Below are 15,247 nucleotides of genomic sequence, written 5' to 3'. Positions count from 1 at the left end.
CGTAGAATTTCAATAGAGACAAATGACAATAATTCTCGATATCATTCGCGACTTTTCCACGTCGTGCTTCGTCAAGAAGGATATCCATGTCTCGTCTCAAGCCCGACCCGCTGTCGGCCGATGCCTTTCGCGGGTTTTATGCAGATATCCTGCATTTCCTGCGCAAGCGCACGGACAACGCCAGCGACGCGGCGGACATGACCCAGGATGTCTTCACCCAATGGCTGGACTACCGCGACCGGGCTCAGGTCGAGCAGCCACGGGCGTTTCTGTTCCAGATGGCGCGCAATCTGCTGCGCGATCACTGGCGCAAACAAAAGGTGCGGCACACCGTCCACCAGCAACAGGCCGAACTGGATGCCGAGCCTGTCAGCGACTCGCGAGACGATCCCATGGCCGCCGCGCAACGCCTGCAACGCCTGGAACAGTTGAAAGAAGTCCTCTCTGAACTCTCGCCCAGAAGACGAGAAGCCCTTATGCTGCATCGCTTCGAAGGCCTGAGCCAGGCGCAGATCGCCGAGCGCATGGGCGTCTCGGTCAGCATGGTGGAAAAGCACATCGCTTTTGCCCTGCTGCATTGCAAGCAGCGACTTCAACAAGACCAGGGCAAGGAGCAGCCAGAATGACCCGCCTGAGCGATATCGACACCTGTGACATCGAGGCCAGCGACTCCATCGATGCCCAGGCCGCCAGCTGGTTTGCGCGCAACCGCAATGACACGGGCCGCGCCGACCGCAAGGCGTTTGCCGCCTGGCAATCCGAGCCGGCCCATGCCCGTGCCTATGCCGAATTCGAACAGCTGTGGGCCGACCTGGCCCAGTTGCAGCAACTGAACAAACCCACACCGCTGCCCCTGCGCAAGACACCCGCCTGGCGCCCGGCCCTGGCGGTGGCTGCCGCCCTGGTATGTGCCCTGCTGACGAGCAACCTCGGCGCCCCGCGCGAGCTGTTCCACGCCCAGGTCGCGGCCCATGCCAAAGGGATGCGCACCTTGCATCTGCCCGATGGCAGCACCTTGTACGTCAACGCCAACACGCGCCTGCGGGTGGACTTCAGCAGTCACCAGCGCATCGTGCATCTGGATCAGGGCCAGCTGTATATCGAGGTGGCACCCGATAAGGAACGTCCACTGTACGTGCAGGCCGGCGAAGCCAATGTGCGAGTGGTCGGCACCGGCTTTGATGTGCGGCGCAGCAAGCAACAACTGGTGGTCAGCGTGGCCCACGGGCAAGTGGCGTTCGATCCGGATGCCAGGCTGCCGGCCACCCTGCTCGGCGCCGATCAGCGCGCTACGTTCAGTTATGCCAAGGGCACGCTGCAGCAGCAAACCCTCACTGCCGGCGAGGTCGCCGATTGGCGCGGCGGGCATGTGTCGTTTCGTAATCGCGAGCTGGCCAGCCTGATGGACGAGTTAAGCCTGTACCGGCCACAGGCGCCGTTGCTGGTGGACAGCGCGGTGGCGCAGTTGAAAGTCTCGGGCAATCTGGACGTGAATGATCCGGACGCCCTGCTCAACGCCCTGCCCGCCCTGCTGCCGGTAAAAACCGTGGCCCTGGCCGACGGCAATATCAGGATTGAGCCTCGAAAATAGTCCCTCGATACGCTCATTTGAGAATATTTTGCATTCGCATGTGAGGATTATTTTTCCTGCCGCGTCTTCCTCGGGTCTGCGTTTGATACGCACACCTTTCTGGCCATTTGGCTACTCCGGGGGATTACATGTTTCGCGCGCCTTGCCACGTTCAGCACCTGTTTCTTCGACCCACCGCCATTGCCGCCTGCCTGGCCTTCAGCCTGAGTGCCCAGGCTGAGTCGTTCAAGCTGCAATTGCCGGCCCAGTCCCTGGCTGCGTCCCTGAGCCAGGTGGCGCAGCAGGCGAAAATCCAGCTGCTGTTCGATGAAGCGCTGCTGAAAAACGTCCAGGCGCCGGCCCTCAATGGCGACTTCACACCGGAAGTGGCGATTCGCACCTTGCTCAAGGACGGCGAGTTCGTGTTGCTCAAGGTCGGCAGCACCTACGTGGTACGGCCCGAAGAAGGCAAGACCACCAACAGCAGCGCGATCCAGCTGGAGGCCCTGAGCGTGATCGGCACCGGTAACGAGGTGGACTCCACCACCGTCGGCCGTTCCACCCTGAGCCAGGCCGACATCGACCGCTACCAGTCCAATAACATCCCCAGCCTGCTGCAAACCTTGCCCGGTATCAGCCAGGGCGGCTCCCTGAAGCCCGGCGGCCAGACCATCAACATCCGGGGTTTCGGCGACGCCGAAGACGTGCCGCTGACCGTCGATGGCGCCACCAAAAGCGGCTTTGAGCGCTACCAGCAGGGCACCGTGTTTATCGAGCCCGAGCTGATCAAAAGTATCGAAGTGGAGAAAGGCCCCAACTCGCCCTTCAGCGGCAACGGCGGCTTTGGCGGTACCGTCAACATGACCACCAAGGATGCCCCGGACCTGCTCAAGGACGGCCGCAACAGCGGCGCCATGCTCAAATACGGCTACTCCAGCAACGACCATGAACAGGTCTATAGCAGCGCGGTCTACGGGCGTACCGATGACGGGCGCTTCGACGCCCTGGCCTACCTGACCCAACGCGACGGCGGCGACATGAAGCTGGCCGCCACCCTGCCCAACGACAACAACCAGTACCCGATCAACCCCAAGCGCCTGCCCAACAGCGCCCAGAATGTGGACGGCAAACTGTTCAAGTTCAATGCTCACTTCACCGATGAGCAAAGCCTTGGCCTGTCGTATTCGCGCTCCAACAGCCAGCGCTGGACGCCCTTCTCTGCCGCCAGCTACCCGACGCCGCCGACCCAGGCCAACATCGACCGCTATGGCTACGAAGCCGCGCTGAAACGCTTCCTGGCCAACCGCAATACCGTCGACACCACCTGGTCCGGCAAGTACGAATACCAGCCGATGAATAACCCGCTGGTGGACTTGACCATCAAGTATTCCGAATCCAATACCGATCAGACCGACGAGCGAGACGCCACGGCGTTTTTCCAGTTGGCCACTGGCGGGCGCAAGATGGACACCTCCTACAACGACAAGAACCTCGACGTACGCAACGTCAGCCTGTTTTCCACCGGTGCGTTGCAACACGCCGTGACCACCGGCGTACAGATCCGCAAGCACACCCGGGAAACCGAAATGTGGATGCCCGGCACCACCTACAACACCCCGAAATACAACTACGGGCACTTCCAGCCGGGCTTCATGCCCCACGGCAAGGTCGACACCAACAGCTTCTTTATCCAGGACGCGGTGACGCTGGGCGATGTGACCATTACCCCGTCGATGCGCTATGACCATGTGCGCAACCGCGGCGAAGCCAACGATGCGCCGTACTACAGCAACCCGGACCCGGCCATCGGCCACGACTACAGCGACCGCACCTACACCGGCTGGTCGCCACGCCTCGCGGCCTACTGGACCATCACCCCGAACGTGGCGCTGTTTGCCAACTGGAGCCGTACCTGGCGCGCCCCGGTGATCGACGAGCAGTATGAAGTCCAGGGCCTGGGCAGCCGCACCGCCACCAGCCTCGACCTAGACCCCGAGCGCATCACCTCCATCACCCTGGGTAACGTCACCAGCTTCGGTGACGTGTTCACCCACGGCGACAACCTGCAACTGCGTACCACGCTGTTCCACAACAAAGTCGAAGACGAGATCTTCAAGGCCACGGGCGTGGGCTGCCAGAACCAGGCGGTCAATGGCGGGACGATTTCCAGCGCCTGCCCGCCGGGAGCGATGTCCAACTACCGCAACATCGGCGGCATGACCATCAAGGGCTTTGAGGCCGAGAGTTTCTACGACTCCACCTACGTGTTCGGCTCGGTGTCCTTCGCCTATACCACCGGCAAACACGAAGGCGCGTACACCAACCCATGGGGCCCGGACGTCTGGGCACGGGATATTCCGCCGACCAAATGGGTGATCGTGCTCGGCACCAAGATCCCGAGCCTGGATGCGCAGGTGGGCTGGCAAGGGCAGTTCATCGGCGCCACCAGCCGCCTGCCAAGCGACAAGTATTCCGGCGGCCCGGGCACCAGCATCGGCGACCTGTTCTACGACCAGTACGGCAACAAGCGCTACAACACCCAGGGCCTGTTCGCCAGCTGGAAGCCGCAACAGGCTTACCTCAAGGGCACCGAAGTCAACTTCACCGTGGACAACCTGTTCAACAACAACTTCCGCCCGGCCCTGAGCGGCGACCGCGCCTACACTAAAGGCCGGGATGCCAAGATCAGCGTGACGCGGTTCTTCTGACCCTTCACCAGCATTCGGCTTGGAAACCCGATCAGTGTGGGAGCTGGCTTGCCTGCGATGCGGGCGACTCGGTCAGCCAGTTAAACCGAGGTTATGTCATCGCGGGCAAGCCCGGCTCCCACATTGAACGAGTTGCCACATTCAGATCTTCTGCGCGCCATTTCTTGTATTCACAAGGCTGAGCTCTGGGGCGTGAACCCGCTGCCTGCTCAGATACCGCGTGCAACTCACCCGCAAAAACGAAGCAAAATTCACCACTTCGCCGCGGTAGTCCATCACCTCTTCATACAGCTTGGCGATCAGCTGATTGGTGGTCATGCCATCCACTTCGGCGATTTCGCTGAGGATGTCCCAGAACTGGTTTTCCAGGCGCACGGTGGTCACCACGCCGCAGATGCGCAGGGAGCGCGAGCGGGATTCGTAGAGAATCGGGTCGGCCTTGACGTACAGCTCGCACATGGCGATGACCTCCGCTTTACAGGGTGATTTTGGTGCCCAGCAGCCCGAGGAAGCCCGCCAGCCAGTTTGGGTGCGCCGGCCACGCCGGTGCCGTCACCAGATTGCCTTGAACGTGGCTGTCGGTCACCGGGATATCGATGAACGTACCGCCCGCCAATCGCACTTCCGGCCCGCACGCCGGGTAAGCGCTGCACTCACGGCCTTCCAGAATGCCGGCAGCGGCCAGCAGTTGCGCACCGTGGCACACCGCAGCGATGGGCTTGCCAGCTTTATCGAAGGCCTTGACCAGTTGCAGGACTTTCTCGTTCAGGCGCAGGTACTCGGGCGCACGGCCGCCGGGCACCAGCAACGCGTCGTAGTCGGCGGCGTCGACCTTGGCAAAATCCGCGTTCAGGGCAAACAGGTGCCCGGGCTTTTCGCTGTAGGTCTGGTCGCCTTCGAAGTCGTGGATCGCCGTGCGCACGGTCTGGCCGGCGGACTTGTCCGGGCACACGGCGTGCACGGTATGCCCCACCATCAGCAGCGCCTGGAACGGCACCATCACTTCATAGTCTTCGACGTAATCGCCGACCAGCATCAGGATTTTCTTCGCGGCCATGGGACATTCCTCCGGTTGAACGGTTGGGCAGACAGGAGTAGCCAAGATAGACCTGTGCCGATGAGCCGGGTAATGGCCCGCTACTACATCATTGCGGACCGGCCCTCGGTAGGAGCGAGCTTGCTCGCGAAGCACGTTAACGATAACGCGGGGAGCCAGACAGTCCGCGACGCTCTCAGGTTTTTCGCGAGCAAGCTCGCTCCTACATAAACTGTACGGTCCAATCTGCACCCAGCTGTAAGCGCGCGTTTGCGGGGCTTTGTGGCTAGATGAACGTCCACTTCCGGCCCATTCGATTCTGGTTCCTTCCATGAGCTCCCGCGAAAATACCGGCATGGCCCTCGGCCTGCTCGGCGTCGTCATCTTCAGCCTCACCCTGCCCTTCACCCGTATCGTGGTGCAGGAAATCCACCCGCTGCTCAATGGCCTGGGCCGGGCGTTGTTTGCAGCGGTGCCGGCGGCGGCGCTGTTGCTATGGCGCCGCGAGCGCTGGCCCACCTGGCGCCAGATGCGCGGGCTGACGCTGGTGATTGCCGGGGTAATCCTGGGCTTTCCGGTGCTGTCGGCCTGGGCCATGCAAACCTTGCCCGCGTCCCATGGCGCACTGGTCAACGGTTTGCAGCCGCTGTGCGTGGCGCTGTATGCGGCGTGGTTGTCCCATGAGCGGCCATCGAAGGCGTTCTGGGCCTGCGCGGCGCTGGGCAGTGCGCTGGTGCTGAGTTATGCGTTGATCACCGGAGCCGGCAGCATCCAGGCGGGCGACCTGTTGATGCTCGGGGCGATTGCCGTGGGTGGCCTGGGTTACGCAGAAGGCGGCCGGTTGGCCAAGGAGATGGGCGGCTGGCAGGTAATCTGCTGGGCGCTGGTGCTGTCGACGCCGGTATTGATCGGACCGGTGGCGTACCTGGCGCTGCAACACGAAGGGCCGATTTCCATGCGCACCTGGTGGGCGTTCGGTTATGTGTCGCTGTTTTCGCAGTTCCTGGGGTTCTTTGCGTGGTACGCCGGATTGGCCATGGGTGGCATCGCCCGGGTCAGCCAGATTCAGCTGTTGCAGATCTTTTTCACCATCGCGTTTTCCGCGCTGTTTTTTGGTGAACACATCGAGCCGATTACCTGGCTGTTTGCCTGCGGGGTGATTGTGACGGTGATGTTGGGGCGCAAGACCAGCGTGAAGCCTGCGCCAGCTCCCAAACCCAGCGCAGTCTAATGTGGGAGCGGGCTTGCTCGCGAATGCGGTGGATCAGTTGATACATCAGGTGACTGACACACCGCTTTCGCGAGCAAGCCCGCTCCCACATGTTTGATTTGCGTCGTACTCAGGCGAGGTAACCGTCCGACCGCAGCAGGGTTTCGAGGCAATGTTCGGTGATGTTGTAGAACGCCTTGAGCTCCTGGATTTTCACCAGGAGTTGCGCGTTATCCACCGGTTCGGCGCGCTTCACGGCAAGGATCATTTTGTTCTTGTTGGTGTGTTCCAACGAGATGAACTCAAACACCTTGGTCTCATAGCCGCAGGCTTCGAGGAACAACGCACGCAGGCTGTCGGTGACCATTTCCGCCTGCTGGCCCAGGTGCAGGCCGTATTGCAGCATCGGCTTGAGCAGCGCCGGGCTCTGGATCTGCAGGCGAATCTGCTTATGGCAGCACGGCGAGCACATGATGATCGACGCACCGGAGCGGATGCCGGTGTGAATCGCGTAGTCGGTGGCGATGTCGCAGGCATGCAGGGCGATCATTACGTCCAGTTCGCTGGGCGCGACGCTGCGCACATCCCCGCACTTGAACACCAGCCCCGGGTGGTCCAGGCGGGCGGCGGCGTTGTTGCACAGGGTCACCATGTCTTCGCGCAGTTCCACACCGGTCACTTCACCCTCGGCGTTGAGGGTGTTGCGCAAGTAGTCGTGGATCGCAAACGTCAGGTAGCCCTTGCCCGAACCAAAGTCCGCGACCCGCACCGGCTGGTCCAGCTTCAGCGGGGACGTGGTCAGCGCATGGCTGAACACTTCGATGAACTTGTTGATCTGCTTCCACTTGCGCGACATCGCCGGGATCAGCTCGTGCCTGGCGTTGGTCACGCCAAGGTCGGCAAGAAAGGGCCGGGAGAGGTCCAGAAAGCGATTCTTCTCGCGGTTGTGCTCGGCAGACGGTGCTTCGCGCAATTGTTGCGGCTTGCTTTTGAACAGCGAGCTTTTGTTCTTCTTGCTGTATTCCAGCTGGGCTTCGTCGGTCACCGACAGCAGGTGCGCGTTCTTGAACGAGGCCGGCAACAGCTCGGCAATCGCCGCTACGCCGTCAGCCAGGGAGAAGTTCTTGGTGATATCGCGGGTCTTGTAGCGGTAGACGAAGGACAGGCAAGGCTGATCCTTGACCGTCAGCTGTTTGATGATCAGCTTCTGAAGATCAGGCTCGGTGCCGACGTACTTGGCCAGCACCAGCTTGATAAAGGCGTTTTGCTCAAGGCTCGCGCTCAGCAGTTCGAGGAACTGCGCGTGGTGATTCGGCGCGGGGCTGGCAGGTTTAGCGGTGGCAGACATGAACAAAAACGCCTCGGGCAGGGAATGCCGGGAATTTTACACTACTCCAACACCACCAACCGATTCGGCAGCTCATTGCGCGCGTGGGTCACCGGCACATGCTCCTTGAGCAACACCCCGCAGGCTTCAATGCAGCTGATAAACCCGGCCAACGTCTGGCCTTGCTTCACCTGCTGGGTGAACTGCCTGACGATCGCATCCCAACTGCTGTCATCCAGGCGACTGGAAATGCCCTTGTCCACCAGGATTTCCACATACCGCTCGGCCTCACTGACAAAAATCAGCACCCCGGTACTGCCCAGTGTGTGGTGCAGATGCTGCTCGAGAAACTGCCGCCGTGCCAGGTTGGACGCGCGCCAGTGGCGTACCGAGCGCGGAATCAGCCGCGTGGTGACCCTGGGCAACCGGAACACCAGGCACAGCACGACGAACGTGCCCCACTGCGCCAGCAGCAAGGTGTACATGGTCAGCCAGCCCGACAGGTAGTGAATGATCCCGGGCACCACCAGCGCCACCAGGCTGGCCCACAACAGCGGGATGTAGGCGTAGTCGTCGGCGCGGGCCGCGAGCACGGTCACCAGTTCGGCGTCGGTCTGTTGCTCGACCCGGGCGATCGCCTCGGCGACCTGGCGTTGCTCGTGTTGACTCAGTAATGCCATGGTTGTTGATGCTCTCTCGTTATTGTCATTACCAGCCGCCCGAGGCGCCACCGCCACCGAAACCACCGCCGCCGCCCCTGAAGCCACCGCCACCGCCGCCTCCCCCACCGCCGCGACCGCTGCTGCTGAGAATCGCCAGCAGGATAGCGCCAACGGGCAGGCCCATGCGATTGCACAGCCACAGCACCGCCAGCAACAGGATGAACAGACCAATGGAAATGCCCGGGTTTTGCTTGGCGAAGTTGGCCTCGGACACATGCGCCGGTACCGCCAGCGGATCGCCGCCCACCACCTGCAGCATCGCCGCCACGCCGTCGCTGATGCCCTTGCTGTAGTTGCCCGCCTTGAACGCCGGCGCAATCACCTGGTTGATGATCACCCAGGACTGCGCGTCGGTGAGTACGCCTTCCAGGCCGTAACCCACTTCGATGCGGATCTTGTGCTCATCCCGGGCGACGATCAGCAGTGCGCCGTTGTCCTTGCCCTTCTGGCCGATGCCCCACGCGCGGCCCAGTTGATAACCGAAGTCTTCAATGGGCACGCCTTGCAGGTCCGGCACGGTGACCACCACGATCTGGTCACCGCTGGTCTGCTCCAGCGCCTGCAATTGCTGGGTCAGCTGCTCGCGCACGGCCGGGTCGATCATCTGGGCGTTGTCGACCACCCGTCCGGTCAGGGCCGGAAAGTTAAGGGCGGCCTGGGCGGTCAGGCTAAAGGCCAGCAGCACCGCCGCCAGCAACCAAGCGCGCTTGCCCATCAGAATTTCACTTGCGGCGCTTTATCGGCATCGGCACTGGTGGCCTCGAAGTTGGCGCGGACCGGCAAGTCGCTGTACATCACGCTGTGCCACAGGCGACCCGGGAAGGTACGGATCTCGGTGTTGTAGGCCTGTACCGCCTGGATAAAGTCGCGACGGGCCACGGCGATGCGGTTTTCGGTGCCTTCAAGCTGCGATTGCAGGGCCAGGAAGTTCTGGTTGGCCTTCAGGTCCGGGTAACGCTCGGACACCACCATCAAGCGGCTGAGTGCACCGCTCAAGCCGTCCTGGGCTTGCTGGAACTGCTTGAGTTTTTCCGGGTTGTCGAGGGTGCTGGCGTCCACCTGGATCGAGGTGGCCTTGGCCCGCGCTTCGATCACGGCGGTCAGGGTGTCCTGTTCATGGGCGGCGTAGCCCTTGACCACTTCCACCAGGTTGGGGATCAGGTCGGCGCGCCGCTGGTACTGGTTCTGCACCTGGGCCCAGGCCGCCTTGGCCTGTTCATCCAGGGTCGGGATCTTGTTGATGCCGCAACCGCTCAGCACGGTGCTCACCAGTATCAATGCCACGGCCTTCCAGCCCCAACGGTAACCTTGTGCTGCTTGCATGGTGTTTCTCCTGCCAAACCTATGAAATGTACCGACTGACGCGTTAGCTACGGGCTTAGGGCATAATCCGCCACCACCCACTGGATTGCATCGAGCCAATCAGCTAAAAGATGCCCAGCGCCAATAAGAGTTCAGAAGTGTGCTGCATTTATCTGAACAACACCCGAACAACAATAGACGCTCTCCGGTCCCAAGGCTGCGAGAAAGGATTTTCATGAAGAAGCTGTGTTTGCTGGGCCTTGTTGTCAGTTTGGCCACTCATTCCGTATTTGCCGAAACAAAGCCCGCAGTACTCAAGGACAAAGACGCCTTCGTCAGTGACCTGCTCAAGCAAATGACCCTCGATGAAAAGATCGGCCAGTTGCGCCTGATCAGCATCGGCCCTGAAATGCCCCGCGAGCTGATCCGCAAGGAAATCGCCGCCGGTCGCATCGGTGGTACCTTCAACTCGATCACCCGCCCGGAAAACCGTCCGATGCAGGACGCGGCCATGCGCAGCCGGCTGAAGATCCCGATGTTCTTCGCCTATGACGTGATCCACGGCCACCGCACGATTTTCCCCATCAGCCTGGCCCTGGCCTCCAGCTGGGACATGGACGCCATCGGCCAATCCGGGCGCGTCGCCGCCCAGGAAGCCGCCGCCGACAGCCTCGACATCACCTTTGCACCGATGGTCGACATCTCCCGCGACCCGCGCTGGGGCCGTACGTCCGAAGGTTTTGGCGAAGACACCTACCTGACCTCGCGCATTGCCGAAGTCATGGTCAAGGCCTTCCAGGGCACCAGCCCCGCCAAGGCCGACAGCATCATGGCCAGCGTCAAGCACTTCGCCCTGTATGGCGCGGTGGAAGGCGGTCGCGACTACAACGTGGTCGACATGAGCCCGGTCAAGATGTACCAGGACTACCTGCCGCCCTACCACGCCGCGATCAAGGCCGGTGCCGGTAGCGTGATGGTTGCGCTGAACTCGATCAACGGCGTGCCGGCCACCGCCAACACCTGGCTGATGAACGACCTGTTGCGCAAGGACTGGGGCTTCAAGGGCCTGGCCGTAAGCGACCATGGCGCGATCTTCGAGCTGATCAAGCACGGCGTGGCCAAGGACGGGCGTGAAGCCGCCAAGCTGGCGATCAAGGCCGGCATCGACATGAGCATGAACGACTCGCTCTACGGCAAGGAATTGCCCGGCCTGCTGAAATCCGGCGAGATCGAGCAGAGCGATATCGACAACGCCGTGCGCGAAGTGCTTGGCGCCAAGTACGACATGGGCCTGTTCGCCGACCCGTACCTGCGCATCGGCAAGGCCGAGGATGACCCGGTCGACACCTACGCCGAAAGCCGCCTGCACCGCGCCGACGCACGTGACGTGGCACGCCGCAGCCTGGTGCTGCTGAAAAACCAGAACAACGCCCTGCCGCTGAAAAAGAGCGCGACCATCGCCCTGGTCGGCCCGCTGGCCAAGGCGCCGATCGACATGATGGGCAGCTGGGCCGCTGCCGGTAAACCCGCGCAATCGGTGACCCTGCTGGACGGCATGAATGCCGTGATCGGCGAAAAAGGCAAAGTGATCTATGCCCGTGGCGCCAACATCACCAATGACAAGAAAGTCGTCGACTACCTCAACTTCCTGAACTTCGATGCCCCGGAAGTGGTGGATGACCCGCGCTCGTCCCAGGCGATGATCGACGAAGCGGTCAAGGCAGCCAAAGACGCCGACGTAGTGGTTGCCGCCGTGGGCGAATCCCGTGGCATGTCCCACGAGTCGTCAAGCCGCACCGACCTGAGCATCCCACAGAGCCAGCGCGACCTGATCAAGGCCTTGAAAGCCACCGGCAAACCGCTGGTGCTGGTGTTGATGAACGGCCGTCCGCTGTCGATTGTGGAAGAGAACGAACAGGCTGACGCGATCCTCGAAACCTGGTTCGCCGGTACCGAAGGCGGCAACGCGATTGCTGACGTGCTGTTCGGTGACTACAACCCGTCGGGCAAGCTGCCGATCACCTTCCCGCGTTCGGTGGGGCAGATTCCGACCTACTACAACCACCTGAGCATCGGCCGGCCGTTTACCCCGGGCAAGCCGGGCAACTACACCTCCCAGTACTTCGATGACACCACCGGGCCGCTGTTTCCGTTTGGTTATGGCTTGAGCTACACCCGCTTCAGCCTTTCAGACATGGCGCTGTCGTCCACCACCCTGAACAAGACCGGCAAGCTCGACGCCACCGTGGTGGTGAAAAACACCGGCAAGGTCGATGGCGAAACCGTGGTGCAGCTGTACATCCAGGACGTGGCCGGCTCGATGATCCGCCCGGTCAAGGAATTGAAGAACTTCCAGAAGGTCATGCTCAAGGCTGGCGAAGAGCGCGCGGTGCACTTCACCATCACCGAGGAAGACTTGAAGTTCTACAACACCCAACTGAAGTTCGCGGCTGAGCCGGGCGAGTTCAATGTGCAGATCGGGTTGGATTCCCAGGATGTGAAGCAGCAGAGCTTCGAACTGCTCTAAATACACACCCCTGTAGGAGCGAGCTTGCTCGCGAAGGTGGTTAACGATGACGTTGGCGTTCTGAATGAACGCGGCGTCGTCAAGTTCTTCGCGAGCAAGCTCGCTCCTACAGTGACCTGCGTAGTCCTTAACCTCTTCGGTCCAGCAGGTTAACCACCAACCGATCAATCCACCCCCACACCCGCTGCTTCACCCGCCGCCACAATGGCCGCGACCGCCACGCCTCAAGGCTCACCGCCTGGCTCTGGGCAAAATCCCTCTCGAAACTCCCCGCCACCGCCAACGTCAGTTCCGGGTCCAGCGCCTCCAGATTTGCCTCCAGGTTGAAGCGCAGATTCCAGTGGTCGAAGTTGCACGAGCCAATACTCACCCAATCGTCCACCAACACCATTTTCAGGTGCAGGAAGCACGGCTGGTATTCAAAGATCTGCACCCCGGACTTGAGCAAACGCGGGTAGTAACGGTGCCCGGCATACCGCACCGACGGGTGATCGGTACGCGGCCCGGTCAACAGCAAGCGCACATCCACTCCGCGCCCCGCCGCCCGGCGCAGGGCACGCCGTACACTCCAGGTCGGCAGGAAATACGGGGTGGCCAGCCAGATACGCTGGTGGCCGCTGTTCAGCGCGCGGATCAGTGACTGCAAAATATCCCGATGCTGACGAGCATCCGCATAGGCCACACGCCCCAGCCCCGGTCCTGTCGCCGGCACCTTGGGCAAACGTGGCAGGCCAAAATGCGTGGCCGGTTTCCAGGCTCTACGATCATCGTTCGCCAGCCATTGGCGATCAAACAACGCCTGCCAATCCAGCACCAGCGGGCCACGAATCTGCACCATCACTTCGTGCCAGTCGGCGGCGTCTTCCCCGGGCGTCCAGAATTCATCCGTCACACCGGTGCCGCCGACCACGGCGACGGTCTGGTCGATCAGCAACAGCTTGCGGTGGTCGCGGTAGAGGTTGCGCATCCAGCGGCGCCAGCTCAAGCGGTTGTAGAAACGCAGGTCCACCCCGGCGTCGATCAACCGTCGACGCAGGCCCAGGGTAAACGCCAGGCTGCCATAGTCATCGAACAGGCAACGCACCCGCACGCCACGCTCGGCCGCCCCGACCAAGGCCTGAACCATCGCCTCGGCACACGCCCCCGCCTCCACCAGATACAGCTCCAGCGCAACCTGTTGCTCGGCCTGGGCGATAGCCTCCAACATGCGCGGGAAGAAACTCGGACCGTCGATCATCAACTCGAAACGGTTGGCGCTGCGCCACGGGAACACTGCGCCGCTCATGTCAGCGCGCCGTGAAAATCAGTACCGCGCCCACCGGTACCGACAGGCTGATCTGCGACAACCCGGCGGCCTTGCGCAACGCGGCCACACCCGGCAGCAAATCGAAATCCTCGGCATGCACCACCAACGGTTCCAACGTCACCACTTGAAAGCGTCGGTCATCCAGGCGGGTCGCCAGCAGCTCGGCGCTGTAGGTCTGGGTCTTGCCGTGGAGCGTCACCGACAGCGGCAGGCGCAGCTCGTATTGCGCGCCGGGGGCCAGGTCGTTGATCGGTTGCAGGTTGATTTGCGCGTTGATCACCGCGTCCGGGAAGGTCTTGATCTCGAACAGCTCATTGCGCATGCGCTCGTCGCGCAGCGGAATACCGCTGTTGATCGACTCCAGCTCGACTTCCAACTGCGCCGCGCCTTTGCTGTCGACCTTGCCATGCAGCACCAGAAAGCGCTGCACTTCGGCGATGTCGGTATTTTTGGTGGTGACGAACGACAGGCGCGAGGACTCGTTGTCCAGGTACCAGTCGGCGTGGGCAGGCACGGCGGCAGCGGCCAGCAACAGGAAGGCCAGGGGTTTGAGCAGGGACATAAAGACTCTTGGGGCAAAAAACCTGGGCGAACAGTAACAAAGACCTCCTGTAGGAGCGAGCTTGCTCGCGAAGGTTGCCAACGATGACGCGGGCATTCTGAATGAACGCGGTGCCTGTGAGTTCTTCGCGAGCAAGCTCGCTCCTACGGGGGAACGGTGGTCAGGCCAACGCCTGCTGCACATCGCGAATGGTCGATTCCAGGCTGGCCAGGTGCAGGCTCAGCACCCGCTCCACCGGAGCCTGATCCATCGGCCAATGCAGCGCCATGCTGCCCACCAACCGCCCATTGGCCCGCACCGGCAACGCCACCGCGCGAATCAGGAACGGCAGGCGCACCGGGTATTCCCAGTAGCCTTCGGTGCGCTGGCCAAAGCCCTGGTGCTGGGATTGTTCACATGCCCGGTATTGATCGTCCTCCGCCACCCGCTCACGGCCGGCCAGGCGCTGCACTTCATCCGTCGACAGTTGCGACAGGCACGCCTTGCCCATGGCCGAATGAAACAGGCTGGCGTGCTGGCCGACGATCTGGCAGTTGTTCGGGTAGAGCTTGCGCAGCACCGTGGGGATCGCGCTTTCCATCACTTCCAGGCGCTCGCCGTCGAAGCTCGACAGGTCCACCACCAGCCCGGTGCGCTCGCTGAGGTCCAGCAGCCACGGCGCGGCGCTTTCCACCAGTTGACGCTTGAAACGTTGCTGGGTGTCGCCAAACAGGCGCCGGGCCCGCAGGCGGTAACGGCGGTCGCTGAGGCCACGATAGATCCAGCCCTGTTCCTGCAAGGTCAGCAACATCCGCGAGACCGTGGCCTTGGGCAAGTGAGTCAGGTAGTGCAACTCTTCCAGCCCCAGCGCCTGATGCTCGCCGAGCAATTCGATGATCGCCAGTGCCCGCCCCACTGAGCGTACGGTTCCCGTCTCGGCGTCGCTGCCCATGTGTCGATCTCCTTGATGCCGATGGATGATCTGATTTCACAGCAAG

At 62.0% G+C, this 15,247-nt stretch carries 13 protein-coding genes and 1 pseudogene; 5 read left to right on the top strand and 9 right to left on the bottom strand.

Annotation, left to right across the window (positions count from 1 at the left end):
* The first annotated feature begins 86 nt into the window (after positions 1 to 86).
* From ACUN0G_RS05770 to ACUN0G_RS05760, 3 genes are all read left to right on the top strand, one after another.
* Complete coding sequence (locus ACUN0G_RS05770; RefSeq protein WP_258344097.1) at positions 87 to 626, top strand: RNA polymerase sigma factor; 540 nt, start codon at positions 87 to 89, stop codon at positions 624 to 626.
* Entirely contained in the window at positions 623 to 1,591 is a 969-nt protein-coding gene (locus ACUN0G_RS05765) for a FecR family protein (RefSeq protein ID WP_445572879.1), read from the top strand. Before ACUN0G_RS05770 ends, ACUN0G_RS05765 begins: the two co-directional genes overlap by 4 nt.
* 128 nt (positions 1,592 to 1,719) lie before the next feature.
* Positions 1,720 to 4,278, top strand: a complete 2,559-nt coding sequence (locus ACUN0G_RS05760; protein WP_445572878.1) for a TonB-dependent hemoglobin/transferrin/lactoferrin family receptor — start codon at positions 1,720 to 1,722, stop codon at positions 4,276 to 4,278.
* A gap of 141 nt (positions 4,279 to 4,419) precedes the next feature.
* Here the strand turns inward: ACUN0G_RS05760 and ACUN0G_RS05755 are convergent, their stop codons facing one another.
* Positions 4,420 to 4,737, bottom strand: a complete 318-nt coding sequence (locus ACUN0G_RS05755; protein ID WP_177055203.1) for a ribbon-helix-helix domain-containing protein — start codon at positions 4,735 to 4,737, stop codon at positions 4,420 to 4,422.
* Between the two features lie 16 nt (positions 4,738 to 4,753).
* Positions 4,754 to 5,335: a DJ-1/PfpI family protein gene (locus ACUN0G_RS05750; RefSeq protein ID WP_445572877.1), complete on the bottom strand. Its 582-nt coding sequence runs from the start codon at positions 5,333 to 5,335 to the stop codon at positions 4,754 to 4,756.
* 310 nt (positions 5,336 to 5,645) lie between these two features.
* On the opposite strand from ACUN0G_RS05750, the pseudogene ACUN0G_RS05745 reads away from it, so the two are divergent.
* Positions 5,646 to 6,642, top strand: a pseudogene (locus ACUN0G_RS05745) (DMT family transporter).
* Positions 6,643 to 6,654: 12 nt separating this feature from the next.
* Here the strand turns inward: ACUN0G_RS05745 and ACUN0G_RS05740 are convergent.
* The 4 genes from ACUN0G_RS05740 to ACUN0G_RS05725 are packed head-to-tail and all read right to left on the bottom strand — an operon-like array spanning position 6,655 to position 9,896.
* Positions 6,655 to 7,872 (bottom strand): class I SAM-dependent methyltransferase, encoded by a 1,218-nt coding sequence (locus tag ACUN0G_RS05740; protein ID WP_445572876.1) that lies wholly within the window; start codon positions 7,870 to 7,872, stop codon positions 6,655 to 6,657.
* A 41-nt stretch (positions 7,873 to 7,913) separates the two neighbouring features.
* Positions 7,914 to 8,531, bottom strand: coding sequence for a TPM domain-containing protein (locus tag ACUN0G_RS05735; RefSeq protein ID WP_445572875.1), 618 nt, complete (start codon positions 8,529 to 8,531; stop codon positions 7,914 to 7,916).
* A gap of 28 nt (positions 8,532 to 8,559) precedes the next feature.
* Positions 8,560 to 9,288 (bottom strand): TPM domain-containing protein, encoded by a 729-nt coding sequence (locus tag ACUN0G_RS05730; RefSeq protein WP_076015989.1) that lies wholly within the window; start codon positions 9,286 to 9,288, stop codon positions 8,560 to 8,562.
* Entirely contained in the window at positions 9,288 to 9,896 is a 609-nt protein-coding gene (locus ACUN0G_RS05725) for a LemA family protein (protein ID WP_003209150.1), read from the bottom strand. Before ACUN0G_RS05725 ends, ACUN0G_RS05730 begins: the two co-directional genes overlap by 1 nt.
* A 214-nt stretch (positions 9,897 to 10,110) precedes the next feature.
* Between ACUN0G_RS05725 and bglX the strand changes: the two genes are divergently transcribed.
* Complete coding sequence (bglX, locus tag ACUN0G_RS05720) at positions 10,111 to 12,402, top strand: beta-glucosidase BglX (protein WP_445572874.1); 2,292 nt, start codon at positions 10,111 to 10,113, stop codon at positions 12,400 to 12,402.
* Between the two features lie 127 nt (positions 12,403 to 12,529).
* Here the strand turns inward: bglX and ACUN0G_RS05715 are convergent, their stop codons facing one another.
* From ACUN0G_RS05715 to ACUN0G_RS05705, 3 genes are all read right to left on the bottom strand, one after another.
* The gene (locus ACUN0G_RS05715; RefSeq protein ID WP_421525886.1) at positions 12,530 to 13,687 is read right to left on the bottom strand and encodes a phospholipase D-like domain-containing protein; all 1,158 of its coding nucleotides are present in this window, start codon (positions 13,685 to 13,687) and stop codon (positions 12,530 to 12,532) included.
* Position 13,688: 1 nt separating this feature from the next.
* Complete coding sequence (locus tag ACUN0G_RS05710) at positions 13,689 to 14,270, bottom strand: YceI family protein (protein ID WP_258344086.1); 582 nt, start codon at positions 14,268 to 14,270, stop codon at positions 13,689 to 13,691.
* A 160-nt stretch (positions 14,271 to 14,430) separates the two neighbouring features.
* Complete coding sequence (locus ACUN0G_RS05705) at positions 14,431 to 15,201, bottom strand: helix-turn-helix domain-containing protein (protein ID WP_445572873.1); 771 nt, start codon at positions 15,199 to 15,201, stop codon at positions 14,431 to 14,433.
* Between the last annotated feature and the right edge of the window lie 46 nt (positions 15,202 to 15,247).

Source organism: Pseudomonas sp. 32A (assembly GCF_052682255.1).
Note: the sequence above shows the minus strand (reverse complement) of the source record. Positions and strands in the feature narration are given on the sequence as shown.

Excerpts from the sequence above, each read along its gene's own strand:
- ACUN0G_RS05770 (WP_258344097.1), top strand. The coding sequence starts at position 87 with ATGTCTCGTCTCAAGCCCGACCCGCTGTCGGCCGATGCCTTTCGCGGG.
- ACUN0G_RS05710 (WP_258344086.1), bottom strand. The coding sequence starts at position 14,270 with ATGTCCCTGCTCAAACCCCTGGCCTTCCTGTTGCTGGCCGCTGCCGCC.
- ACUN0G_RS05715 (WP_421525886.1), bottom strand. The coding sequence starts at position 13,687 with ATGAGCGGCGCAGTGTTCCCGTGGCGCAGCGCCAACCGTTTCGAGTTG.
- ACUN0G_RS05705 (WP_445572873.1), bottom strand. The coding sequence starts at position 15,201 with ATGGGCAGCGACGCCGAGACGGGAACCGTACGCTCAGTGGGGCGGGCA.
- ACUN0G_RS05735 (WP_445572875.1), bottom strand. The coding sequence starts at position 8,531 with ATGGCATTACTGAGTCAACACGAGCAACGCCAGGTCGCCGAGGCGATC.
- ACUN0G_RS05730 (WP_076015989.1), bottom strand. The coding sequence starts at position 9,288 with ATGGGCAAGCGCGCTTGGTTGCTGGCGGCGGTGCTGCTGGCCTTTAGC.
- ACUN0G_RS05760 (WP_445572878.1), top strand. The coding sequence starts at position 1,720 with ATGTTTCGCGCGCCTTGCCACGTTCAGCACCTGTTTCTTCGACCCACC.
- ACUN0G_RS05755 (WP_177055203.1), bottom strand. The coding sequence starts at position 4,737 with ATGTGCGAGCTGTACGTCAAGGCCGACCCGATTCTCTACGAATCCCGC.
- bglX (WP_445572874.1), top strand. The coding sequence starts at position 10,111 with ATGAAGAAGCTGTGTTTGCTGGGCCTTGTTGTCAGTTTGGCCACTCAT.
- ACUN0G_RS05740 (WP_445572876.1), bottom strand. The coding sequence starts at position 7,872 with ATGTCTGCCACCGCTAAACCTGCCAGCCCCGCGCCGAATCACCACGCG.
- ACUN0G_RS05725 (WP_003209150.1), bottom strand. The coding sequence starts at position 9,896 with ATGCAAGCAGCACAAGGTTACCGTTGGGGCTGGAAGGCCGTGGCATTG.
- ACUN0G_RS05750 (WP_445572877.1), bottom strand. The coding sequence starts at position 5,335 with ATGGCCGCGAAGAAAATCCTGATGCTGGTCGGCGATTACGTCGAAGAC.
- ACUN0G_RS05765 (WP_445572879.1), top strand. The coding sequence starts at position 623 with ATGACCCGCCTGAGCGATATCGACACCTGTGACATCGAGGCCAGCGAC.